The 19,839-nt window shown below is 71.2% G+C and carries 26 protein-coding genes and 1 tRNA gene; 17 read left to right on the top strand and 10 right to left on the bottom strand.

The window, feature by feature from the left end:
• Positions 1-184: 184 nt before the first annotated feature.
• Entirely contained in the window at positions 185-1,564 is a 1,380-nt protein-coding gene (gene glnA / locus ACQUST_RS06555) for a type I glutamate--ammonia ligase (protein ID WP_435126535.1), read from the bottom strand.
• 126 nt (positions 1,565-1,690) lie between these two features.
• Here glnA and lrp point away from each other — a divergent pair, with 126 nt between their 5' ends.
• Entirely contained in the window at positions 1,691-2,149 is a 459-nt protein-coding gene (gene lrp / locus ACQUST_RS06550; protein ID WP_435126532.1) for an HTH-type transcriptional regulator Lrp, read from the top strand.
• A 38-nt stretch (positions 2,150-2,187) separates the two neighbouring features.
• On the opposite strand, the gene ACQUST_RS06545 is transcribed toward lrp, so the two are convergent.
• Together ACQUST_RS06545 and ACQUST_RS06540 are read right to left on the bottom strand one after the other, a co-directional pair.
• Entirely contained in the window at positions 2,188-2,340 is a 153-nt protein-coding gene (locus ACQUST_RS06545) for a hypothetical protein (protein ID WP_435126530.1), read from the bottom strand.
• A gap of 156 nt (positions 2,341-2,496) precedes the next feature.
• Positions 2,497-3,579: an aminopeptidase gene (locus ACQUST_RS06540; RefSeq protein WP_435126527.1), complete on the bottom strand. Its 1,083-nt coding sequence runs from the start codon at positions 3,577-3,579 to the stop codon at positions 2,497-2,499.
• A 303-nt stretch (positions 3,580-3,882) separates the two neighbouring features.
• On the opposite strand from ACQUST_RS06540, the gene ACQUST_RS06535 reads away from it, so the two are divergent.
• Positions 3,883-4,200, top strand: a complete 318-nt coding sequence (locus ACQUST_RS06535) for a hypothetical protein (RefSeq protein WP_435128144.1) — start codon at positions 3,883-3,885, stop codon at positions 4,198-4,200.
• A 157-nt stretch (positions 4,201-4,357) separates the two neighbouring features.
• On the opposite strand, the gene ACQUST_RS06530 is transcribed toward ACQUST_RS06535, so the two are convergent.
• Entirely contained in the window at positions 4,358-5,044 is a 687-nt protein-coding gene (locus tag ACQUST_RS06530; protein ID WP_435126525.1) for a hypothetical protein, read from the bottom strand.
• 123 nt (positions 5,045-5,167) lie between these two features.
• Between ACQUST_RS06530 and ACQUST_RS06525 the strand changes: the two genes are divergently transcribed.
• The 3 genes from ACQUST_RS06525 (at position 5,168) to ACQUST_RS06515 (ending at position 7,076) form a co-directional block, all read left to right on the top strand.
• Entirely contained in the window at positions 5,168-5,629 is a 462-nt protein-coding gene (locus tag ACQUST_RS06525) for a TRAM domain-containing protein (protein ID WP_435126522.1), read from the top strand.
• 75 nt (positions 5,630-5,704) lie between these two features.
• A complete protein-coding gene (locus ACQUST_RS06520) occupies positions 5,705-6,190 on the top strand; it encodes a Tfx family DNA-binding protein (protein ID WP_435126520.1) in 486 nt (161 codons plus the stop codon).
• A gap of 103 nt (positions 6,191-6,293) precedes the next feature.
• Entirely contained in the window at positions 6,294-7,076 is a 783-nt protein-coding gene (locus ACQUST_RS06515; RefSeq protein WP_435126517.1) for an SDR family oxidoreductase, read from the top strand.
• Positions 7,077-7,084: 8 nt separating this feature from the next.
• Here the strand turns inward: ACQUST_RS06515 and ACQUST_RS06510 are convergent, their stop codons facing one another.
• Both ACQUST_RS06510 and ACQUST_RS06505 read right to left on the bottom strand, forming a co-directional pair.
• Positions 7,085-8,215: a mannose-1-phosphate guanylyltransferase gene (locus ACQUST_RS06510; RefSeq protein ID WP_435126514.1), complete on the bottom strand. Its 1,131-nt coding sequence runs from the start codon at positions 8,213-8,215 to the stop codon at positions 7,085-7,087.
• A 114-nt stretch (positions 8,216-8,329) separates the two neighbouring features.
• Entirely contained in the window at positions 8,330-8,638 is a 309-nt protein-coding gene (locus ACQUST_RS06505; RefSeq protein ID WP_435128142.1) for a DUF7091 family protein, read from the bottom strand.
• 269 nt (positions 8,639-8,907) lie between these two features.
• On the opposite strand from ACQUST_RS06505, the gene ACQUST_RS06500 reads away from it, so the two are divergent.
• The 4 genes from ACQUST_RS06500 to ACQUST_RS06485 all read left to right on the top strand — a co-directional run bounded on the left by ACQUST_RS06500 (position 8,908) and on the right by ACQUST_RS06485 (position 11,363).
• Positions 8,908-9,837, top strand: a complete 930-nt coding sequence (locus ACQUST_RS06500; protein ID WP_435126511.1) for a replication factor A — start codon at positions 8,908-8,910, stop codon at positions 9,835-9,837.
• A complete protein-coding gene (locus ACQUST_RS06495; protein WP_435126509.1) occupies positions 9,838-10,452 on the top strand; it encodes an RPA family protein in 615 nt (204 codons plus the stop codon).
• A 149-nt stretch (positions 10,453-10,601) separates the two neighbouring features.
• Positions 10,602-10,793, top strand: a complete 192-nt coding sequence (locus ACQUST_RS06490) for a hypothetical protein (protein WP_435126506.1) — start codon at positions 10,602-10,604, stop codon at positions 10,791-10,793.
• 129 nt (positions 10,794-10,922) lie between these two features.
• Positions 10,923-11,363, top strand: a complete 441-nt coding sequence (locus ACQUST_RS06485; protein WP_435126503.1) for a CopG family transcriptional regulator — start codon at positions 10,923-10,925, stop codon at positions 11,361-11,363.
• Positions 11,364-11,450: 87 nt separating this feature from the next.
• Here the strand turns inward: ACQUST_RS06485 and ACQUST_RS06480 are convergent, their stop codons facing one another.
• Positions 11,451-11,906, bottom strand: coding sequence for a DUF5814 domain-containing protein (locus tag ACQUST_RS06480; RefSeq protein WP_435126500.1), 456 nt, complete (start codon positions 11,904-11,906; stop codon positions 11,451-11,453).
• 180 nt (positions 11,907-12,086) lie between these two features.
• Here ACQUST_RS06480 and ACQUST_RS06475 point away from each other — a divergent pair.
• Positions 12,087-12,159 (top strand) — tRNA-His (locus ACQUST_RS06475).
• A gap of 89 nt (positions 12,160-12,248) precedes the next feature.
• Here ACQUST_RS06475 and ACQUST_RS06470 read toward each other — a convergent pair.
• Positions 12,249-13,436, bottom strand: coding sequence for a M50 family metallopeptidase (locus tag ACQUST_RS06470; RefSeq protein WP_435126498.1), 1,188 nt, complete (start codon positions 13,434-13,436; stop codon positions 12,249-12,251).
• Positions 13,437-13,503: 67 nt separating this feature from the next.
• Between ACQUST_RS06470 and ACQUST_RS06465 the strand changes: the two genes are divergently transcribed.
• Positions 13,504-13,884 (top strand): cupin domain-containing protein, encoded by a 381-nt coding sequence (locus ACQUST_RS06465; RefSeq protein WP_435126495.1) that lies wholly within the window; start codon positions 13,504-13,506, stop codon positions 13,882-13,884.
• 47 nt (positions 13,885-13,931) lie between these two features.
• Positions 13,932-14,465, top strand: coding sequence for a metallophosphoesterase (locus tag ACQUST_RS06460; protein WP_435126493.1), 534 nt, complete (start codon positions 13,932-13,934; stop codon positions 14,463-14,465).
• Between the two features lie 275 nt (positions 14,466-14,740).
• Here ACQUST_RS06460 and ACQUST_RS06455 read toward each other — a convergent pair whose 3' ends face one another.
• Positions 14,741-15,484 carry an ArsR/SmtB family transcription factor gene (locus ACQUST_RS06455; protein ID WP_435126491.1) on the bottom strand — a complete coding sequence of 248 codons (744 nt, stop codon included), beginning with the start codon at positions 15,482-15,484 and terminating at the stop codon, positions 14,741-14,743.
• Between the two features lie 92 nt (positions 15,485-15,576).
• On the opposite strand from ACQUST_RS06455, the gene ACQUST_RS06450 reads away from it, so the two are divergent.
• The 3 genes from ACQUST_RS06450 (at position 15,577) to ACQUST_RS06440 (ending at position 17,467) form a co-directional block, all read left to right on the top strand.
• Entirely contained in the window at positions 15,577-16,692 is a 1,116-nt protein-coding gene (locus ACQUST_RS06450) for a bactofilin family protein (RefSeq protein ID WP_435126488.1), read from the top strand.
• A gap of 68 nt (positions 16,693-16,760) precedes the next feature.
• A complete protein-coding gene (samp2, locus tag ACQUST_RS06445) occupies positions 16,761-16,961 on the top strand; it encodes a ubiquitin-like small modifier protein SAMP2 (protein ID WP_435126485.1) in 201 nt (66 codons plus the stop codon).
• Entirely contained in the window at positions 16,958-17,467 is a 510-nt protein-coding gene (locus tag ACQUST_RS06440) for a GNAT family N-acetyltransferase (RefSeq protein WP_435126482.1), read from the top strand. The genes samp2 and ACQUST_RS06440 overlap by 4 nt, the downstream gene beginning before the upstream one ends.
• On the opposite strand, the gene ACQUST_RS06435 is transcribed toward ACQUST_RS06440, so the two are convergent.
• A complete protein-coding gene (locus ACQUST_RS06435) occupies positions 17,405-18,808 on the bottom strand; it encodes a phosphoglucomutase/phosphomannomutase family protein (RefSeq protein ID WP_435126480.1) in 1,404 nt (467 codons plus the stop codon). The two genes, ACQUST_RS06440 and ACQUST_RS06435, sit on opposite strands and share 63 nt — an antisense overlap.
• Before the next feature lie 150 nt (positions 18,809-18,958).
• Between ACQUST_RS06435 and ACQUST_RS06430 the strand changes: the two genes are divergently transcribed.
• Entirely contained in the window at positions 18,959-19,573 is a 615-nt protein-coding gene (locus ACQUST_RS06430; RefSeq protein ID WP_435126477.1) for an NADPH-dependent FMN reductase, read from the top strand.
• 70 nt (positions 19,574-19,643) lie between these two features.
• A complete protein-coding gene (locus ACQUST_RS06425; RefSeq protein WP_435126476.1) occupies positions 19,644-19,826 on the top strand; it encodes a hypothetical protein in 183 nt (60 codons plus the stop codon).
• Positions 19,827-19,839 lie beyond the last annotated feature (13 nt).

Below are 19,839 nucleotides of genomic sequence, written 5' to 3'. Positions count from 1 at the left end.
CGAGCGTATTCCTCCGGGAGGAGAAATCCACATCGGCGATTCTCACCGGGTGGCGTCGGTCGCCCCTGGCGGGACTCACCGCGGACCTCGAACACCGGCCGACCGGCTGTTCAGCGAGAGTCGCGGCGAGCCGGCAGCGCTTCCGCAGCGGCGCAAAAAGACCCGACTCGAAGCCGAGCGGTGTTCAGTACGTTTCGAGGTACTGGTCGAGCTCCCACTGGGAGACCTCGACGCGGTACTCGTCGTACTCGGCGGTCTTCGCCTCGATGAACTTCTCGGTGATGTGCTCGCCGAGGGCGTCCTGGACGACCTCGTCGTCTTTGAACTCCTCGACGGCCTCGCCGAGGTTCGACGGGAGCGTCGTGATGCCGTACTCGTCGCGTTTCTCGGCGTCGAACTCGTAGATGTTCTCTCGGACCGGGTCGTCGCAATCCAGGCCGCGCTCGATGCCGTCGAGGCCGGCGTGGATGAGCGCCGCGAACGCGAGGTACGGGTTGCACGACGGGTCCGGGAAGCGCGCCTCGATGCGGGACGCCGACGGGACGCGGGCGGCCGGCTTCCGGATGAGCGCCGAGCGGTTCCGGTCGGACCAGGCGACGTAGACGGGCGCCTCGTAGCCCGGGACGAGCCGCTTGTAGCTGTTCACGGTCGGGTTCGTCACGGCCGCGATGGCGGGCGCGTGTTCGAGGATGCCGGCGGTGAACTGCTTGGCCTCCTCCGAGAGGTTGAACTCGTCGTCCTCGTCGTGGAACGCGTTCTCGCCGTCTTCGGTGAACAGCGAGATGTGCGTGTGCATCCCGGAGCCGTTGATGCGCGGAATCGGCTTCGGCATGAACGTCGCGTGGAGGTCGTGCTGAGCCGCGATGGCGCGGACGACCGTGCGGAACGTCCCGACGTTGTCGGCGGTCGTGAGCGCGTCGTCGTACTCGAAGTTGATCTCGTGTTGGCCCTCGGCGACCTCGTGGTGGCTGGCCTCGATTTCGAAGCCCATGTCCTCCAGGCCGTAGATGATGTCACGGCGCACGTCGGAGGCGAGGTCCTTCGGCGCGAGGTCGAAGTAGCCGCCGGCGTCGTTGGTCTTCGTGGTGGCGCGGCCGTCCTCGTCCTCCTCGAACAGGAAGAACTCCGGTTCCGGCGCGGCGTTGACCGTGAATCCCATGTCGGCGGCGCGGTCGAGCGCGTCCTTCAGGACGCGGCGCGGGTCGCCCTCGAACGGCTCGCCGGTGGACGTGTTGATGACGTCGCAGATGAGGCGAGCGGCGCCGCCTTCGCCCTCCTCGCGGGTGCGCCACGGGAGCACCGCGAACGTGCTCGGGTCCGGTTTGAGCCGCATGTCGGACTCCTGAATCCGCACGAAGCCGTCGATGGAGGAGCCGTCGAAGTAGATGCCCTCGGAGAACGCCTTTTCGGCCTGCGTGGCCGGGATGGAGACGTTCTTGACGGTGCCGAGGATGTCGGTGAACTGAAGCCGGAGGAAGTCGACTCCTTTCTCGTCGATCTCGTCGAGTACGCGCTGTTCTTCGGTGCTCAGGCCGCCGTCTGCTACCGTGTTTTCGTCCGTCATACCTTCTGACGTGTATCCGGTACACACCCAGTATAAAATCCTTGTCGGTCGGTGCAACCTTCCCCATCGAGCCGTTCGAGTGGACGTTCGTAAAATTCTAAACCCCCGGAGTCGTGGTTGGGTGTAATGACGTACGAAAACCTCGACGCCAAGCTAGTGAACGAACTGCTCGGGAACGGGCGGGCGAGCCTGCGCAGCCTCGCCGAAGAGCTCGACGTCTCCGTCACGACCGTGTCGAACCACCTCCGGGAACTCGAAGACGAAGGCGTCATCGAGGGGTACACGCCCCGCGTCAACTACGACCGGCTCGGCTACGACGTCACCGCCATCGTCCAGTTGAAAGTCGAGGGCGAGGCGCTTCCGGACATCACCGACCGCCTCGAAGACCAGAAGCAGATGGTGTCGGTGTACGAGGTGACCGGCGACTACGACGTCATCGCCATCGGGAAGTTCCGCGACACCGACGAGATGAACGAGGGCATCAAGGGGCTGCTGTCGGACACCGACATCCGCGAGACCAACACGTCGGTCGTGCTGAACACCGTCACGGAGAACGGGCAGTTCGAACTCGACGTCGACGAGTAAGCCGGGCGCGGCCCGCGCGGCGCCGGCACCGCCGGGCGCTACCCGAACAGTTCGGTGACGTCGTCCATGTCCGTCCGGCAGAACGGACAGCGGTACCTGGTGGAGAAGCCGCTCGACTGGGTCGTCGTCTTCGCTTCGAGTTCGTGCATCCCGATCTGACGCCCGCAGTCTGGACAGTGAACTTTCGGCACACCTGTGTCACTCGGTTGCACGGCCATAAAACTCATGACGCCCCCTGGGACAGCAACACATTAGTAATTCGGCTGCCATAACTGTCTGCTCCGACGGCACCGGAGAACCGTGAGTAGGTCCGCCGTCGCAGGAGTCGGCCGTCGCGGCAGTCCCGGCTACGCGTCGTCCTCGAAGACGAACGTCCCGTTCCGCTGGACGACCTCGCCGTCGACCTCGATGACGGAGTCTTCGGACATGTCGACGATCATGTCGACGTGCTCGGCGGAGTCGTTCACTTCGTTCTCCTCGCCGACGCACTCGCCGTACGCCGACCCGACCGCCATGTGGACGGTGTCGCCCATCTTCTCGTCGAACAGCATGTTGTACGTGAAGCGGTCGATGGCGCGGTTCATGCCGATGCCGAGTTCGCCGACGTACCGGGCGTTCTCGTCGGTGTTGAACACGCCCTCCAGGACGTCCTCGTTGCGCTCGGCGGCGAACGACTCGACGCGGCCGTCCTCGAAGCGGAGGTGTGCGCCCTCGATTTCGCGGCCCTGCCGGTACAGCGGCAGGTCGAAGTACACCTCGCCGTCGACTTCGTGTTTCACCGGCGCGGTGAACACTTCCCCGCCCGGGAGGTTCTTCTCGCCGTAGTCGTTCAGCGTGGAGTTGCCCGCGACGGACATCGTCACGTCGGTCCGGTCGCCGCTCCGGATGCGGACCTCGTCGGCGTCGTCGAGGATGTCGACCATCTGCGACTGGAACTCCCGCTGGGCCTCCCAGTCGAGCGACACGGCGTCGTACACGAAGTTCTCGTACTCGGCGGTGCTCATCCCGGCGAGCTGGGCGTGCCCGGACGTCGGGAACTGCGTGAGACACCACCGCTTGGAGAGCCGCTCGCGCTGCACCGGACGGAACGCGCGGTTCCACGCGGCCGTGGTCTCCGGGTCGACGTCGGCCTTCTCGGAGACGTTCGGGCCGCCGCGGGCGATGACGAACGCGTCGGCCTCCTCGAACAGGACGCGCTGGTGTTCCGGCGTCTCGAAGTCGTCGTCGCCGGCGCGGAGGAAGGCGCGCTCGGCGCGGTCGGAGTTGTTGAGGTACACCGGGTTCGCGCCGACGTCGCCGGCCAGTTCGTGGAGCGCGACCGCGAGGTCCTCCGCGGCGCTCGGGAGCTGGACGACGAGGTCGTCGCCGGACTGCAGGTCGATGGAGTGGTCGACGATGGTTTCTGCGTGTTCGCGGATGCGTGGGTCCATTCTCCTGTCGACGGTGGCCACGCCGCCGAATATGCTTTCGGTTCCGGCGTCCCGGGCGTCGCCACGCCGCCCGCCGCGACGCCGCGTCGTCTCCCGGTTCTCGCGCCGTCGACCCGGCGGTTCCGAAGCGTTTTGCCTCGGGGACGCCAATCGGGGCTCGTGACCGCCGGCGGAGCCGACGTGCCCGACGCGGACGCCGACGCCGAGAGCGACGCCGACCGCGCAGGCGACGGCACCTCCGAAGACGCCCCCGACGATGTCCCCCACGACCCGGTCGAGCCGTCGGAGGACTGGCGCGCCGCGCTGGCCGCCGCCGGCGAACTTCGCCCGCCCATCGTCGCCGCCATCATCGACCGGCACGGAAGCCGCGGCCGCCGCGCCATCGAAGCCGTCTCCGAGGGCCGCGTGAAGCAGTACCGTGATTTCACCGTCGTCGTCGGGCACCGGCAGGAACACGTCGTCGAGGACGGCGGCTGCGACTGCCCGGACGCCACCTACAACCTGGACGCCGACGACCCGGACGAGCGCTGCTGGCACGCGCTCGCCGTCGACGTCGCCGAACGGGTCGGCCGCGTCGACCACCACGACATGTGGTACTCGGAAGTCCACGACTTCCTCTGAGCCGCCGCTTCGCCCGAGGCTTCAAATCGGATGCCGCGCCCAGCGTCCCCGATGCGCTGACCGACGCGGTGCGCCGGGACGCGGTTGTGCGGCCCGACGGCGCACCGACGACGCTTCGAGCACGGCCGCCTGCCCGCCAAATCCACCGGCTGCCGAGTCAGTCGAACGCCGACGTCTCGACCGACAGCGCCGCGTACAGCGACGGCACCAGCACCGCGACCGACGCCGCAACCACGACGGTCGTCGTCACGGCACCGGCGAGCGCCGCTGCGGCCAGCACGGCGCCGCCGGCCACGACGCCCGCGGCCACGGCGACCAGTCGAGCAGTCTCCGTCGCGGCGACGCCGCAGAACCGGGCACCGAGCGCCCCCGCGAGCGCCGCGATCCCGGCCGCTGCGACGCCGAACGGCGTCCCGGCGGCGACGCCGGCGACGAGGAGGACCAGGCCGACGCCGCCGCCGATGGCGAGCATCAGCCACCCCGACCGACGGCCGACCGGGTCGCCGTAGCGGAGCGCGTACGCGGCCGGCGGCAGCGCGACGAGGAGCGCGAACCACGCCGCGCGCAGCACCGCCACGGCGACCGCGGGGCCGGGCGTGACCACGGCGTCCAGCAGGAGCAGCGTCGCCGCCGCTGCCGCCGCCGCGGCGACGCCGCGCGGCGGAAGCACCGTCGTCGGGTCGTCGTCGTGCCGAACCGCGTAGCCCGCGAACGGGTACAGCAGGACGGCCGCGGTGAGTAGCGCCTGCGACGCGTCGCCGGTCCCCCAGTAGGCGAAGCCGCCGAGCGACGCGGCGAGGACGCCGCCGGCGACGAGCGACAGCTCCGGAACCCGGTCGTTCACGACCGTCGGTACTGACCGGCAGTCGAAAAGTCGCCCGGGTGCCGCGGGAGTCGGTGCTGCCTCCGGAGCGCCGTCCGAGTCCCAGACGGAAGCGTTTAGACCGCCCCCGGCCAAACGGTCTGTATGCCGGACTGTCCACTGGCAGACGACTGCCCCCGCTTCTCCGAACGGATTCAGGGGATGGGGTGTCAGCACTACGGCGACCGCGGCGGCGCCGAGTGGTGTAACAGCTACGACATGCCGATATCCGACCTGAAACAGCAGCCGGTCAAGCCCGGCGAGGAGGTCGTTCTCGACGTGGAGGACATCCACGAGAGCGGCGCCGGCGTCGGCCGGACCGAGGACGGCTTCATCGTCATGGTCGACGGCGCGCTGCCGCCGTGCCGCGTTCGCGTCCGCATCGACCAGGTGAAACAGAACCACGCCCGCGCGAAAACCATCCTCGAGCGGCTCCCCATGGACGAAGACGAGGAGTCCGCGGAGGACGAGGAGGGCGAGGCGGGCGAATCGGAGGAGTCGGAGCGGCGGTCCCGACGCGACGAAGACGAGCGGCTCGGCTCGCGCGACAACTTCTGGGGCGCGTAGCCCGCTGTCGTCGCGGTGCCGCGGACGGACAGTCCGAACTATCCTTTTTGTACGCTGGGGCTCCTCGTGTTCAGCATGGCCGAGGACGGCAGCGCCGACGCGGTGGACGCCGACGTGGACGAGTTACTCGACCGCGCCGGGTTCGACGCCGACCGGAGCGTGCTGACCCGGCGGCAAGCGGAGGTGTTGGCGCTCCGCGAGCGGGGCGTCCGGCAGGCGGACATCGCGGCGCTGCTCGGGACGTCCCGCGCGAACGTCTCGAACGTCGAGGCGAGCGCCCGCGACAACGTCGACCGGGCCCGCGAAACCGTCTCGTTCGCCGAGGCGCTCGCCGCGCCGGTGCGCGTCGAAATCGAGGCGGGCGCGGACCTGTACGACGTCCCGGACCGGGTGTACGAGGCGTGTGACGCCGCCGGGGTGAAGGTGAACCGCACCGCGCCGGACCTGATGAAACTGGTGAGCGACGAGGCCGGCAGCGCCGTGCAGGGCCGCGAAGTCGCCGCGCCGGTGCTCGTCGGCGTCACCGCGAACGGGGCGGTTCGCGTCCGGCGCTCCGAGTAGCGGCGCCGCGGTGCTGCGGCGCAGAGGCACCACCGACCCGCTGCCGCTCGGGCCGGTCGCCGACGAATCCACTTTTTTGTGGAGCCGCCGCGACTGTGGAGGCATGGACCTCGGATTCGACGGAGAGACGGCGCTGGTGACGGCGAGTTCGAGCGGCCTCGGCTTCGCGGCCGCGGAGGCGCTCGCGAGCGAGGGGGCAAACGTCGTCATCTGCGGCCGGACGCGAGACCGGCTGGACGCGGCGGCAGACGCGCTCGCGGTCGAACCCGGCGACGTCGCCGCGGTACAGGCCGACCTGACGGACCGCGGCGACGTTGAGGCGCTCGTCGAGGCGACCGTCGAGGAGTTCGGCGGCATCGACCACGTCGTCACGTCGGCCGGCGGCGTGCCGCCGGGGACGTTCGACGAGCTGACCGACGACCAGTGGTACGGCTCGTTCGACACGCTCGTGATGAGCGTCGTCTGGACGCTCCGCGCCGCCCACCCGTATCTCGCCGACAGCGACGCCGGCACCGTCACCTGCATCACGTCGACGAGCGTCCGCGAAGCCATCGACGGCCTCGTGCTGTCGAACGCCGTCCGGCGCGCCGTCATCGGCGTCGTCAAGACGATTTCCCGCGAGTGGGCGCCGTCCGTCCGGGCGAACGCGGTGCTGCCCGGGTCGCACGAGACGGCGCGCATCGAAGAGCTCATCGAGGACAGCATCGAGCGCGGCGAGTTCGACAGCTACGAGGAGGGTCTGGAGTCGTGGGCCGCGGACGTTCCGCTCGGCCGCGTCGGCGACCCGCAGGAACTCGGCGACGTCGTCGCGTTCCTCGCCTCCGACCGGGCGTCGTACGTCAACGGCGCGGCGCTGCCCGTCGACGGCGGCGGCCTGCAGAGCTGATCGGCCGGTCAGAAGTCGCCGGTTCGTTTCAGTTCGGCGACGACCTCGCGGACGCGCTGTGCGTCCGCCTTCGGCACGACCAGTACGCGGTCGTCGACGGCGACGACGCAGAGGTCGTCGACGCCGACGAGCGAGACGTGCTTGTCGCCGGCGACGACGTTGCCGGCGGCGTCGACGGTGACCGCGTCGGCCGCGAGCGTGTTCCCGTCGCTGTCCTGCGGCAGCACTCGTTCGAGCGCGTCCCACGAGCCGAGGTCGTCCCACGCGAAGTCGGCGGGGACGACCACCGCGTCGTCGACGCGCTCCAGCACCGCGTAGTCGATGCTCACCGCGTCGACCGCGTCGAACCCGGCGACGACGGCGTCGGTGTCGACGGTATCGACGGCGGCAGCGGCTGTGTCACCAGCGTCGGTGTCAACGGCTGCGCGTTCAGCGCCGGCGGCGTTCGTCGCCGAACCGTCCGCCGCGTCCGCGGGGCGGAGCGCGTCCGCGAGCGGTGCCAGCGGCGTGTCGCGCGCGGCGGCGAACAGCGCCGACGGCGTCCACGCGAAGATGCCGGCGTTCCAGAGGTAGCCGCGCGAGACGTACTCGCCCGCGGTGTCGGCGTCCGGCTTCTCGTGGAACGCGGCGAGGTCGTATGCGTCGACGCGTTCGTCCTCGCGCTCGTCTCCGCGCTCGATGTAGCCGTAGCCGTGGTCGGGCCGCGTCGGCGTCACGCCGAACGTCACGAGCGCGCCGGTGTCCGCCGCGACGCGGGCGCCGCGCCGCATCGCGTCCGCGAAGGCGTCGCCGTCCGGCACGTGGTGGTCTGCGGGGAGACACACGACGACCGGGTCGTCGTGGTCGGCGGCGCCGCGGGCGCGGTGGGTCGCGTACAGCAGCGCGGGCCCGGTGTCCTTCGCCGCCGGCTCGACCACGACTTCGGCGTCCGGCGCGTGCTCGGGGACGTCGGCGGCGTACGCGGGCGCGGTCGACACGAGTACCTCGTCGGCGAATCCGGCGCGGTCGACGGTTGCGGCGAGCAGCGACTGCTCGCCCACCAGCGGCAGGAACTGCTTCGGCCGGTCGCTCCGCGACGCCGGATACAGTCGCGACCCGGTGCCGCCCGCCAGGACGACCGCGACCACGGGACGGTCCATGCCCGCAGGTCGCGGGCCGCACTGAAAAGCACACGGCAGCACCGCGGCGGGCGGACCGACGGCCAGGTCAGCGGGTCGGCCGGCAGGTCGGTCGTCGTTCCCGGCTTCCCGTCGTCACCACGTCTGGACGCGGCCGTCGCGGACGTCCTCGGCGCAGCCCTCGCAGTCCGGGTGGTCGGCGTCGAAGCAGGCGGGGCGGCCGGCGGCGTCGACGGCGACGGCGCGCTCTTCGGCGTGTCGCCGGCAGACGATTCGGGCGCGGCCGTCGGCGTCCGTCGGCAGGTCGAACTCCGCGGGGTCGACCCACGTCCGCTCCGCGTCGTCGCCGTCGCGGCCGTCGCGGTACGCCCGCCTGCTCCGGGCGTACTCGCGGCCCGCCTTCCGCGCCTGCTGTCTGAGGACGCGCCGGAATCGGTCGGTCAGCGTCACGTCCCCGCGTGCGGTCCGGCCCGGTATAGATTCGTCGCCCGCCGGCCCGGCCGAGTGCGGCCACGGCCGGGAGAAGACAGCCGAGGCCGACCGGATTCGGGTGTTCAAACCGCTCGACTGCGACGACCCGAGCCCGAAATCGGCCACTTCACGGCCTGCACCGCCTCGATTCACTTCCGCCGTGGTCACGGAATATTAAATACTATCGAGCACCAACCGGCGTACGCCTCCCACCGGATAACACATCGGAGGCAGGAGAAACCATGGCAGACTTACGAAGCCACGCAGAGGAGATACGCGAGCAGTTCTCGGACCACCTGGACCTCACCGTCGACGACGTCGAGGAGCGCCTCGACTCGCTCGTCAACGAGTACCGCGTCCCGGTCGACGAAGCGCGCCGCAGCGTCGTCAATTCGTACCTCGACGAGGCGGACCTCGACCGCGACGAACTCGGCGCAGGCGGCGCCGAGCAGGTGCTCGTCGGCGACATCGACGAGGACGAGCAGTGGGTCGACCTTCGCGTGAAGGTCGTCGACCTCTGGGACCCCGACCACGACTCAATCGCGCAGGAAGGCCTGTTGGGAGACGAGTCGGGAACCACCAGGTTCGTCTCGTTCGCCACCAGCGAACTCGACGAACTGGAGGAAGGCGCGAGCTACGCCCTCGGAAACGTCGTCACCGACGAGTACCAGGGGAGCTACTCCGTGAAGCTGAACCGGACAACGACCATCACCGAACTCGACGAGGACGTCGAGGTCGGCGAGGACTCCTCGGAGGTCGAGGGGGCGCTCGTCGACATCCAGTCCGGCTCCGGGCTCATCAAGCGCTGCCCGGAGGAGGACTGCACCCGCGTCCTGCAGAACGGCCGCTGCTCCGAGCACGGCCAGGTCGACGGTGAGTTCGACCTGCGCATCAAAGCCGTCATCGACGACGGCGAGCAGGTCCACGAAGTCGTCTTCAACGAGGAGGCGACGACCGAACTCACCGGCATCTCGCTCGACGAGGCCCAGCAGATGGCCCAGGACGCCCTCGACACCACCGTCGTCGCCGAGGAGATGGCGGACATGGTCGTCGGCCGGTACTACCGCGTCCACGGCCCGACGCTCGGCAGGTACGTGCTCGCCGACGAGTTCGAACAGCTCACCGGTCCGGCTGACGCCGAATCGGTTCTCATCCGCGCGAGGTCGATGTAAATGAGTCAGAACCAGACCGTTCCCACCCGAGAAGTCGCCCGGCGCGTGTTCGCCCGGGAGTTCAACGACGGCAGCTACACGTTCAAGGAGTCCGAGGACGAGCGCGCGCCGCTGTACCTCCTGCTGCCGACCGGCGAACGCGCGAACCGCGTGTTCCTCGTCGGCACGCTCACCGAGAAGGAGGACGTCGGCGAGGACAACGAGTACTGGCGGGGCCGCATCGTCGACCCGACGGGGACCTTCTTCGTGTACGCCGGCCAGTACCAGCCGGAGGCCGCCAGCGCGCTCCGCGACCTCGAACCGCCGGCGTACGTCGCCGTAGTCGGGAAGCCGCGGACCTACGAGACCGACGACGGCTCCATGAACGTCTCCGTCCGTCCGGAGTCCATCAGCACCGTCGACGCCGCCACCCGCGACCGCTGGGTCGTCGAGACCGCCGAGCGCACCCTCGACCGCGTCGACCACTTCGACGACGACGGCAACGAGTACGCCCGGATGGCCCGCGAACAGCACGACCTGCCGGTCGACGACTACGTCGACGCCGCCGCCTCCGCGCTCGGGTCACTCGACGACACCGACGAACTCGAAGAGCCCGAGGAAGAGGCGCCCGCGTAACTGCACAGCCACCCGCGACCGGTCGGCCGGCGGGTCGCCGCCGGCCGCATTCCCCACCGTCACCGGCGTTCCCCCACCCACACCGCTCTTCCCCGTTTCCGTCTCCGGTAGTCGCCGCGTTTTTCCGAGGCGAGTAGCGTCCACCGTCCATGGAGAAGGCCGCCTACTGGGCCTTCGGGGCAGCGTGCGCCGGGACGCTCGTCGCGCTCACGCTGTCGCTGTACCTCACCGGGCCGCCCGGGTCGTTCCTCGCGTTCTTCGCGCGGTCGCTCGCGGTCATCGGCGTCTCCTTCCTCGTCGTGTTCGCGGTTGCGTTCCGACGCGCCAGCGTCGACGGCTGACTCGCCGGACCCGCCGCAGCGCCTCGGAAGCCCGTTCGGGGCGTCAGCGGTCGCGAGTGCGGCCGTCAGCGGTCCGGTTGTGAACGTCTGACGAACCGTTAAGTGGCGGGAGCACCGAAGAGCCGACAGATGGGGAACAAGAACAAGACGATCTCGTTCCGCGTGAACGAGGACACGTTCGCCGCGCTGCGCGACATCGCCGACGAGCGCGACCTGTCGCTGTCGGCGCTGTTCCGCGACTACGTGGACGCGCTCGTCGAGCACGACGGCCAGGTGCGCGTCGTCCCGGAGCACGAGTTCGAGGCGTCCGCCGACGGCGACGCGCCGTTCCCGCCGACCGTCGAGGTGCCGAAGGGGTTCGTCCGCGAACACGAGCGGCTGGAACTGGAGTCCGAACACCTCCGCGAGCAGCTCGACGAGTACAAGCGCTACGCGGCGTACCTGCAGGACCGGCTCGATGACGACGGCGGCGAGGACGTCGTCGACCTCGACGCGCTCGACGAGGAGGGCGACGACGAGGACGACCGCGAGTTCGACGTCGACGCCGACGAGCCGTACCAGCTCGGCTGACTCCGCGCGGCTCGCCGCCTCGTCAGCGACCCGGTCGGTGGCGGACCGGTCGTCGGCGAGTCGCTCGTCAGTCGGCTCCGAGAACGGTCAGCCCGACAGTTCCTGCTTCGCCTGCCGCGCCCGCTCGGTCATCTCCTGTTCGCCCTCCACGTCCGCGAGCGACTCGACCGCTTCGAGCGTCCGCACCGCGGAGTCGAGAAACGAGAGGACGTCGCCGGGGTAGGCGTACAGCATGTAGTCGTCGCCCATCACGTCGACGATGGCGTCCGGGCCGAGCCCCTGCGCGCGCAGCTCCAGCAGGTACTGGATGAACTTCCGCTCCGGGTGGCCGCAGTAGGGCGCGTCCTCGCAGCCGCAGTCGAGGAAGTCCTCGGCGAAGTCGAGCACCCGGTCGCGGGTCGTCTCGTCCAGTTCGGCGAGCCCGTCGCCGGTGAACAGCAGGTCCAGCGTCGCCCCCTTGAACGCCCCTTTCGGGATGCTCGTGTCGAGCTGGGAGGCGATCTGCCGGTGGTTCTTCAGGTAAATCTTGTCCGTGATGGCCACTGCTGGCTGTTCGTAGCGCGCTCGCCGCAAAAAGCCCAGCGGTGAGTCGGCGCCGCCGCGCCGGACCGGCGGGTCGGCGTCCGGTCGGTCGGCGCTCTGCGCCACGCGTGCGCCGCGGTCGCACCGCCGCACCGGGTTCGTAACGTATTTGAGTCGTAGCCGACTACACGAGAGTGCGTGTCCGGGTTGGGGTAGTGGACTATCCTTCAGCCTTGTGGAGGCTGAGACGCGGGTTCAATTCTCGCACCTGGACCTTCTCGCTGCGACCGACCGACGAGCCGCGGCTCCGCGGGGGTGTCCGACGCGGGCGCCGAAATCGAGGAAGCGGAACGGTTCGGGCGGTCAGCGGCCGGAGACGGAGGGGAGGCCGTCGGAGCCGCCGATGGGGCCGAGGCCGGCGGAGTCGCGGCCGCCGGACTGGATGACGTTGAACGCGGTCATCAGGTCGGTCCGGGAGATGAGTCCGACGAGTTCGCCGTCGGCGTCGACGACGGCGAGCCGTCCGACGCCGCGGTCTTGCATCGTGTCGAGCGCGTCGAGCGCGTCCGCGTCGGGCGTGACGCTCGCGACGTCGGTCTCCATGACGTCCCCGACGGTGTAGGCGTCGCGTTCGACTTCCTTCACCGACTGGGCGTCTTCGAGCGTCACCATCCCGACGAGCCGGCCGTTCTCCAACACCGGGTAGCCGGTGTGCCGCTCGGTGAACATCCGCTCCATGAGCGCCGCGACCGACGTGTCCGGCGTCACGGTCTTCAGCTCCGAGCCTGGCGTCATGATGTCGTCGACGGTGACGCCCTCGAAGGCGGCGCGCAGCACGGTCTGCTGGGCTTCGCCGGCGCCGGCGATGTAGATGAAGAACGCGAGGCCGATGACCAGCGGGTCGAACTGGAGCAGCCCGTACAGGCCGAGCAGGAACGCGAACACCTTCCCGACCTCCGCCGCAATCTGGGTGGCGCGGGCGTGCGTCCGGTTCCGGGCGAGCAGCGCGCGCAGCACGCGGCCGCCGTCCATCGGGAAGCCGGGAAGCATGTTGAACGCGGCGAGCACGATGTTCATCAGCGAGAGGTAGCCGACGACGAACGCGACCTCCGCGGGCAGCGAGAACGCCCTGAACGCGACGTACGACAGCACGCCGAGCAGCACGGAGACGACGGGGCCGGCGACGGCGATGGTGAACTCCTGCTTCCAGTCCTCCGGGATTTCGGTGAAGCTGGCGACGCCGCCGAACAGCCACAGCGTGATGGAGTCGATGCTGTAGCCGAACCGCATCGCGGTGAGCGAGTGGCCGAACTCGTGGAGCAGCACGGACACGAACAGGCCGAGCGCCGCCGCGGTGCCGAGGACGTACGGCAGCGCGCCGCCGGTGAGCGCCGCCGCGTCCAGCGACGCGCCGTACGCGACGTTGATGAGTTCGACGAACTGCGTCACCTGCGTTCCGATGAGCCACGCGAACAGCGGGAGAACGAGCAGGAACGTCCAGTTCAACTGGACGGGTATCCCTGCGACGGTCCCGATGCGGATGCCTTTCATGAGAAGTCGTTCCGTCGCGGCGCCAATAAAGCCGGGCCTTAAGATGAACCGCCGCGTACTCGGCTGCGTGACCGACGAAGCCGACCACCTGGTCCGCCGCGGCGACGACGTCGACTACGACCCCGTCGACGCCGCCGACGGCATGCGGAAAGGCGTCCTCGTCGACGAGTCCGACGGCGCGCCGCAGTTCGCGATGCGGCGGTTCACGCTCGACGCCGGCGCGACCGTCCCGGAGCACACCAACGCCGTCGAACACGAACAGTACGTCCTCGCCGGCGAGTACACCGTCGGCATCGGCGACGACGAGTACACCGTGTCGGCCGGCGACGCGCTGCTCATTCCGGCCGGCGTCCCGCACTGGTACCGCAACGACGGCGGCGACGACGCGGCGTTCATCTGCTGCGTCCCGAACGGCGACGACACCATCGAACTCGTCGACGCGGCGTAGCCGGCGCGACCCGAACGTTTCAGTACGGCGGCGTCGCACCGCCCGGTATGCTCACCGTCGTCTCCGACACGCACGGCACCGACAGCCACCGGCTCCGCGGCCGCACGCTCGAGGCGGTCCGCGCGGCCGACGCCGTGATTCACGCCGGCGACTTCTCCCACGAGGCCGTCCTCGACGCCTTCCTCGACGTGAACGAGTCGCTGTACGCCGTCACCGGAAACAACGCGGATTCGGCGCTCCGCGACCGCCTGCCGACCGAGCGCGTCGTCGGCTACGGCGGCCTGACGTTCGCGGTCCGGCACCGGAGCCGCAGCGGACGCACCGGGCTGGTCATGTTCGGCCGGGAGCGCGACGCGGACGTCGTCGTGTTCGGGCACAGCCACCGGCCGACGTTCGACGACTCCGGCGACGTCCCGCTGTTGAACCCGGGGAGCCACGCCGAACCGCGCGGCAACCGCGCCGCGCACGTCGAACTGGAGGAAGCGGTCGACGGCGACGGACTGACCGGCCGGTTCGTCACGCCGGACGGCGACGTCTTCGAGCGGTTCAGGCTCCGCGAACGCGACCGGAGCGACGACTGACCGGGCGGCTCTCGGAGCCACACGCGTCGCCGCCGCTGTCCGTCTGCATCTGCGTCGCCGCCGCTGTCGGGTCGTGCGTCGCCGGAGGAACGGGTGGGTGCGCGGTCCCGTCGGGGCGCGTGGAGGGCGTCGCGTCGCGGGGGAGGGCCGAAGCGCCGGGACCGTACCACTCGCTACTATCGCCCCGAGCAAGTACTTACCGTAGAGTCAAAGACGCCTTTTAGCTACCCCGCGTGTCCGAGAAATCAGCCGGACTGCGGCGGGAGCGACGCCGTCTATCGGCGGGTCAGCCAGACGCCGGCGAGCGCGAGCGCGACGAGTCCGCCGAGGAAGAACAGCGCGCCGGGCGAGGCGGCGACCTGGTCGAGCAGCGTCGGCGCCGCGCTCGTCGCGGTCGCGGTGGTCTGCACCGCGGTCTCCGTCGGCGCGGCGGTCGTCGTCGCCTCCGCGACGTGGAATCCGCCTTCGGTCGCCGTCGGCGTCGGCGTGGCCTGGGCGCTGACGTTCTCGCTCGTCGTCGTCGTGCCGTCCGCGCCGCCCGCGCCGCCGCTCGACGCCATCCCGAACCGGAGCGCGAACGGCCCGCCGAGCAGCTGCTCGATGACCGCCGCGCCGACGCCGACGACGGCGACCCCGCCGAGCAGCCGCGTCAGCGTCGACTTCAGGCCGCGAGTGTCCTCCTCGCGGCCGGCGACCAGCACCAGCGCGCGGTCCGCGGGGGCGTACACGTCCATCTCGCGGCCCTTCTCGGAGTAGGCGGTTCCGGCGACCTCGACGAGGCCGGCGTCGCGGAGCCGCTTCAGGTGGTACTGGGCGTTCTGGAGGCTGGTGTCGACGCGGCCCGCGACGTCGCTCGCCGGGCCGGGGTCGTCGTGCAGCGTCGCGAGCACCTGGCGGGCGGTGTCGGAGGACAGCGCCGCCAGCACGTCGTCGGCGTCGTCGGCGTCGACGCCGAGCACGCGCGGTTCGCGTTCCTCGGCGCCGCCGACGTCGGGGAAGGAGGGCAGGATGTCGGCCATCTTGCCGGTGATTGCTCGGTCGCCGACGTAAGCCTTCCGTGGCGACGCGTCGGACCACGAGACATATGCCACCGCGCCGAAAACGCCGGCGCGTGCCGCCCGACACCGACGAGACAGCGGCGGACACGGCCGGCCGGAGCAGCGCCGCGTCCCGCACCGGCGCCGCGGCGCTGCTGACCGTGGGGGTGCTGGCGGCGGTGCTGCTCGCCGCGGCGTTCTCGGGCGTCGGCGGCGGAGCGGCCGGAAGCGCCGCTGCTCCGGACGCCGAGTCGGCAGCGAACGGGACCGGAACCGGGTCGGCGCTCCCCTCGGGGCCGTTCACGTCGGTCGTGCTCGGGCCGAACGAGACCGCGACGGGGCGCGTCACCGGGACCGGCGGCCGCGTCGTCATCGCCGGCACCGTCGACGGCACCGTCCGCGCGTACGGCGGCGTCGTCGTCCTGACCGAGAGCGCCGTCGTCACCGGGAACGTCCAGGCGTTCGGCGGCCGCGTCGTCGTCGACGGCACGGTCGAGGGGCCGGTGACGGCGTACGCCGGAACCGTGGTCGTCCGCGGCGACGTCGGCGGGCTGAACGCCGGCGGCGGAACCGTCAGAATCGCCGGGCGGACCGGCGACGCGACGGTGCTCGGCGGCCGCGTCGTCCTCGCGGACGCGGCGCGCGTCGACGGCGACCTGGAGTACGACGCCCAGCTCGTCGACCGCGGCGGCGTCGTCACCGGCGCCGTCCGCCAGACGGACTCGCTGCTCGGCCCGGTCGGCCCGGTCGTCCGGTTCGCCGGGTGGCTCCCGCACCTCGTCCCGCTGCTCGCCGGCGCGCTCGCGGTCGCGCTCCCCCACGTCGGCGCCGCCGCGCCCGGACTCACGGCGCGGGCCCGCAGCCGCCCGGTTCGGAGCGCCGCTCGCGGCGTCGCGGTCTGCGTCGCGGCCGCGGTCGGCGCGGCGGCCCTCGCCGCGTCGCTCGTCGGCCTGCCACTGCTCGGCATCGCCGCGCCCGTCGTCGCCGCCGCGGTCCTGTTCGCGCTCGCCGTCGGCGAAACCGCGGCAGCCGACGCCGTCACCGCGCGACTCCCTGATTCCGTGTCGGGGTCGCCGCCGGCAGTCGTCGTCGCCGTCGCGGTCGTCGCCGCCCTTCCCGCGGTCGGCCCGCCGGTGGCCGCCGCGCTCGCGCTCGTCGGCCTCGGCGCCGCCGCGGGGGCCGCGTCCTGACGGCCGGCCTCGGTCGCGGCGCGCCCGCGGGGAACAACGCTCAACTCGCTCCAGCGCCCAGGTCGCCCATGGACGTGACTGCGGAGGTCGTCGGCGAGACCACAGCGGAGCTCTCGCTCGCCGACGACGCGACGTACGCCGACGTGTGCCGCGAGGTCGGCTACTCGCCCCACGAGGTGACGGTGCTGGTGGACGGCAGCCCGGTCCCGGAGGACCGCGCGGTCGACGCGGCCCGCGTGAAGGTGCTCCGGCTCATCAAGGGCGGATGACCGTCCGCGTCCGCGTCGCCGACGCCGACGACGCGCTGGACGCGCGGCGGCTCGTCGACGCCGCGCTGCTCGACGTCCCGCCGGACCTCGACGGCCGGGTCGCCGCCGGCGAGGTGCTCCTCGCCGAGGACGGCGGCAGCGGTGACGGAGACGGCGGCGAGAAATCGGCGCTCGGCGTGCTGGTGCTCGACGGCACCCACGTGGAGGCGGTCGCGGTCCGCCGGCGGCGACGCGGGCAGGGCGTCGGCAGCGCGCTCTTTGCGGCCGCCGCCGACCGCGTCGACGGCGCGCTCACCGCCGAGTTCCGGCCGGACGTCCGGCCGTTCTACGCGGCGCTCGGATTCCGCATCGAAGAACGAGACGCAGACCGCGACGGCGACGACCAAAACCGCGACAGCAACGCGGACGGCGACGCGGACCTCGACGGCGACGGTGAGCCGCGGCTATTCGGCCGCCTGGACGGCCGGCCCGACGAGGTCGCGGCCGGCGGCGAGGATGGCGTCTGAGCGGGCCTGCGAGCCGGATTCGGCGTAGATTCGCATCTTCGGTTCGGTGCCGCTGGGGCGGACGAGCATCCACGAGCCGTCCGCGAGCAGGAGCTTGAAGCCGTCGACGGTGACGACGTCGGCGACCGGCTGGCCGGCGACTTCCTCCGGGATTTCGTCGGCGAGGTCGGCGACGACGCGGTCTTTCAGGTGGTCCGGGCAGTCGACGCTGGTCTTGTCGGCGACGATGCGGCCGTGTTCGGCTTCGAGCCGGTCGACGCGGTCGTCGTACTGCTCGTCGGCTTCGACGGCGGCCGCGAGCAGCGCCATGAGGACGCCGTCCTTCTCGCGGATGTGCCCGCGGACGGAGAAGCCGCCGGACTCCTCGCCGGCCATCAGCGCGTCGTGTTCGCCCATCGCCTCCGCGACCCACTTGAATCCGACCGCGGTCTCGTAGACGTCTTCGCCGTGCGCGTCGGCGATGCGGTCGACGAGGAACGTCGTGGAGACGGTGCGGACCGCGGGGCCGCCGTCGGTGTCGAGCAGGCGGTCGTACGTCGCCGCGAAAAAGAGGTTCTCGTCGAGGAAGCCGCGGCCGGGCGTCACGAGCGCGAGGCGGTCGGCGTCGCCGTCGTTGGCGATGCCGAGGTCCGCGTCGCCGTGTTCGACGTGTTCGATGAGCGCTTCGAGGTGCTCGGCGGACGGCTCCGGCGGCGACCCGCCGAACTCGGGGTCGCGGTCACAGCGCAGGCGGACGACGTCGGCGCCGGCGGCTTCGAGCAGCGCGTCGGTGACGCCGCGGCCGCTGCCGTGCATGGCGTCGTACGCGACCGTGACGCCCGACAGGTCGAGGTCGTCGACGCCGACGCGCTCCGCCACGACGTCTCTTGCGTGCGTCGCGTGGCCCGTCGCGAGGTCCGCGCGGGTCACGTCGCCGGCGGCGTCGGCGTCCAGTTCCGGCTCGCGGAGGTTCGCCTCGATGCGCTCGGTGACGTCCGGGAGCGCCGGCGCGCCGTCGGCCGGGATGAACTTCACGCCGTTGTACTCCGGGGGGTTGTGCGACGCCGTCACCATCAGCGCGCCGACGGCCTCGCGGCGGACGACGGCGTGCGCCGCCACCGGCGTCGGGCAGTCGCGCTCCGGCAGCACCGCGTCGAAGCCGTTCCCGGCGAGCACCTCGGCGAGCGACTCCGCGAACCCCTCGGAGGTGGGGCGGGCGTCGTAGCCGACGACGACTTCGCCGTCGAGGCCCTCGGCGGCGAGGTAGTCCGCGACCGCCTGCCCGACGACGCGGACCCGGTCGTCGGTGAACTGGTCGAGCGTCGCCCGCCAGCCGTCGGTTCCGAACGAGATGGCGTCCATGGCCGAGTCGTCGGCTGGCGGAAAGAAAAATCCGGGTGGCACGCGGCGGGCCGCCGCCCGACCGACGGCTCGCCCTCCGCCCGAACGTCGACGGACGGCGCCGCTCGGCGTTCCGACGGCCTTTTCGTCGGAGGTGGACCATCCGACGGTATGACGGACTCCCCGCGCGTCGTCGCCGTCTGCGGGTCGCGGCGCGACGGCAGTTACAGCAAGGCGATTCTGCGGTACGCGCTCGACGCGGCGGCCGACGCCGGCGCCGACACCGACTTCATCGACCTCGGCGATCCGTCGCTCGACGTGCCGCTGTACCACCCCGACGTCGACGCCGCCGAGGCCGGCGACGTCGCCGCGCTGCTCGAACGGGTGCGGGCCGCAGACGGCGTCCTCCTCGCCTCGCCGGTGTACCACGGCTCGTACTCCTCGACGTTCCGGAGCTTCCACGACTGGTGCTCGCACGACGAGTACGAAGACACCGTCGTCGGCCTGTTCGTCGTCGCCGGCGGCGGGTCGTTCGAGGCGACGCTCGAACACATGCGTGCGACCGTCCGCGGCGTCCACGGCTGGGTGCCGCCGCTCCAGGTCGGCGTCCGCAACGCCAGCGACAAGTTCGACGACCGCGACGACCCCGACGCCGGCGACGGAATCGGCGCCGACTCCCGGTACGCGCTCTCGGACGACCCGACGTACGACCGCACCGTCACGCTCGGCCGCCGCGTCGCCCACTACGCCGCGACGAAAGCGCCGTTCCTCGACACCCCTGAATAGTTCTGCGGCGCGTCGTCGAAGCGCCCGGACCGTCGGAACAGTTTTCCGGCGGTCGCGGCTGGGTTCGCGCATGGTCTCCCGCGAAAACACCGTCATCGTGGCGTGCATCGCGCTCGCCGTCGTCGCGCTGTTCGCGCTGGCCGAACTCACGAACCCGCCGACGTGGGCCGGCGGCGCCGTCCTCGTCGGCCTCGGCGTCCTCCTCCCGCTGCTCGTCAACGGCTACCTCGACCGCCGGGACGGCGAGCCGTGAGCCGCGAACCGCG

The organism is Halobaculum sp. D14, assembly GCF_051195135.1.
Taxonomy (GTDB): Archaea; Halobacteriota; Halobacteria; order Halobacteriales; family Haloferacaceae; genus JBNTKA01.
This window is presented reverse-complemented; position numbering and strand designations above follow the sequence as displayed.

Bases quoted from the DNA above. Each gene is read 5' to 3' on its own strand.
- ACQUST_RS06435 (WP_435126480.1), bottom strand. From the start codon at position 18,808: ATGGACGCCATCTCGTTCGGAACCGACGGCTGGCGGGCGACGCTCGAC.
- ACQUST_RS06470 (WP_435126498.1), bottom strand. From the start codon at position 13,436: ATGAAAGGCATCCGCATCGGGACCGTCGCAGGGATACCCGTCCAGTTG.
- ACQUST_RS06460 (WP_435126493.1), top strand. From the start codon at position 13,932: ATGCTCACCGTCGTCTCCGACACGCACGGCACCGACAGCCACCGGCTC.
- ACQUST_RS06525 (WP_435126522.1), top strand. From the start codon at position 5,168: ATGCCGGACTGTCCACTGGCAGACGACTGCCCCCGCTTCTCCGAACGG.
- ACQUST_RS06490 (WP_435126506.1), top strand. From the start codon at position 10,602: ATGGAGAAGGCCGCCTACTGGGCCTTCGGGGCAGCGTGCGCCGGGACG.
- ACQUST_RS06495 (WP_435126509.1), top strand. From the start codon at position 9,838: ATGAGTCAGAACCAGACCGTTCCCACCCGAGAAGTCGCCCGGCGCGTG.
- lrp (WP_435126532.1), top strand. From the start codon at position 1,691: ATGACGTACGAAAACCTCGACGCCAAGCTAGTGAACGAACTGCTCGGG.
- ACQUST_RS06430 (WP_435126477.1), top strand. From the start codon at position 18,959: ATGACGGACTCCCCGCGCGTCGTCGCCGTCTGCGGGTCGCGGCGCGAC.
- ACQUST_RS06500 (WP_435126511.1), top strand. From the start codon at position 8,908: ATGGCAGACTTACGAAGCCACGCAGAGGAGATACGCGAGCAGTTCTCG.
- samp2 (WP_435126485.1), top strand. From the start codon at position 16,761: ATGGACGTGACTGCGGAGGTCGTCGGCGAGACCACAGCGGAGCTCTCG.
- ACQUST_RS06540 (WP_435126527.1), bottom strand. From the start codon at position 3,579: ATGGACCCACGCATCCGCGAACACGCAGAAACCATCGTCGACCACTCC.
- glnA (WP_435126535.1), bottom strand. From the start codon at position 1,564: ATGACGGACGAAAACACGGTAGCAGACGGCGGCCTGAGCACCGAAGAA.
- ACQUST_RS06440 (WP_435126482.1), top strand. From the start codon at position 16,958: ATGACCGTCCGCGTCCGCGTCGCCGACGCCGACGACGCGCTGGACGCG.
- ACQUST_RS06515 (WP_435126517.1), top strand. From the start codon at position 6,294: ATGGACCTCGGATTCGACGGAGAGACGGCGCTGGTGACGGCGAGTTCG.
- ACQUST_RS06485 (WP_435126503.1), top strand. From the start codon at position 10,923: ATGGGGAACAAGAACAAGACGATCTCGTTCCGCGTGAACGAGGACACG.
- ACQUST_RS06510 (WP_435126514.1), bottom strand. From the start codon at position 8,215: ATGGACCGTCCCGTGGTCGCGGTCGTCCTGGCGGGCGGCACCGGGTCG.
- ACQUST_RS06455 (WP_435126491.1), bottom strand. From the start codon at position 15,484: ATGGCCGACATCCTGCCCTCCTTCCCCGACGTCGGCGGCGCCGAGGAA.
- ACQUST_RS06520 (WP_435126520.1), top strand. From the start codon at position 5,705: ATGGCCGAGGACGGCAGCGCCGACGCGGTGGACGCCGACGTGGACGAG.
- ACQUST_RS06425 (WP_435126476.1), top strand. From the start codon at position 19,644: ATGGTCTCCCGCGAAAACACCGTCATCGTGGCGTGCATCGCGCTCGCC.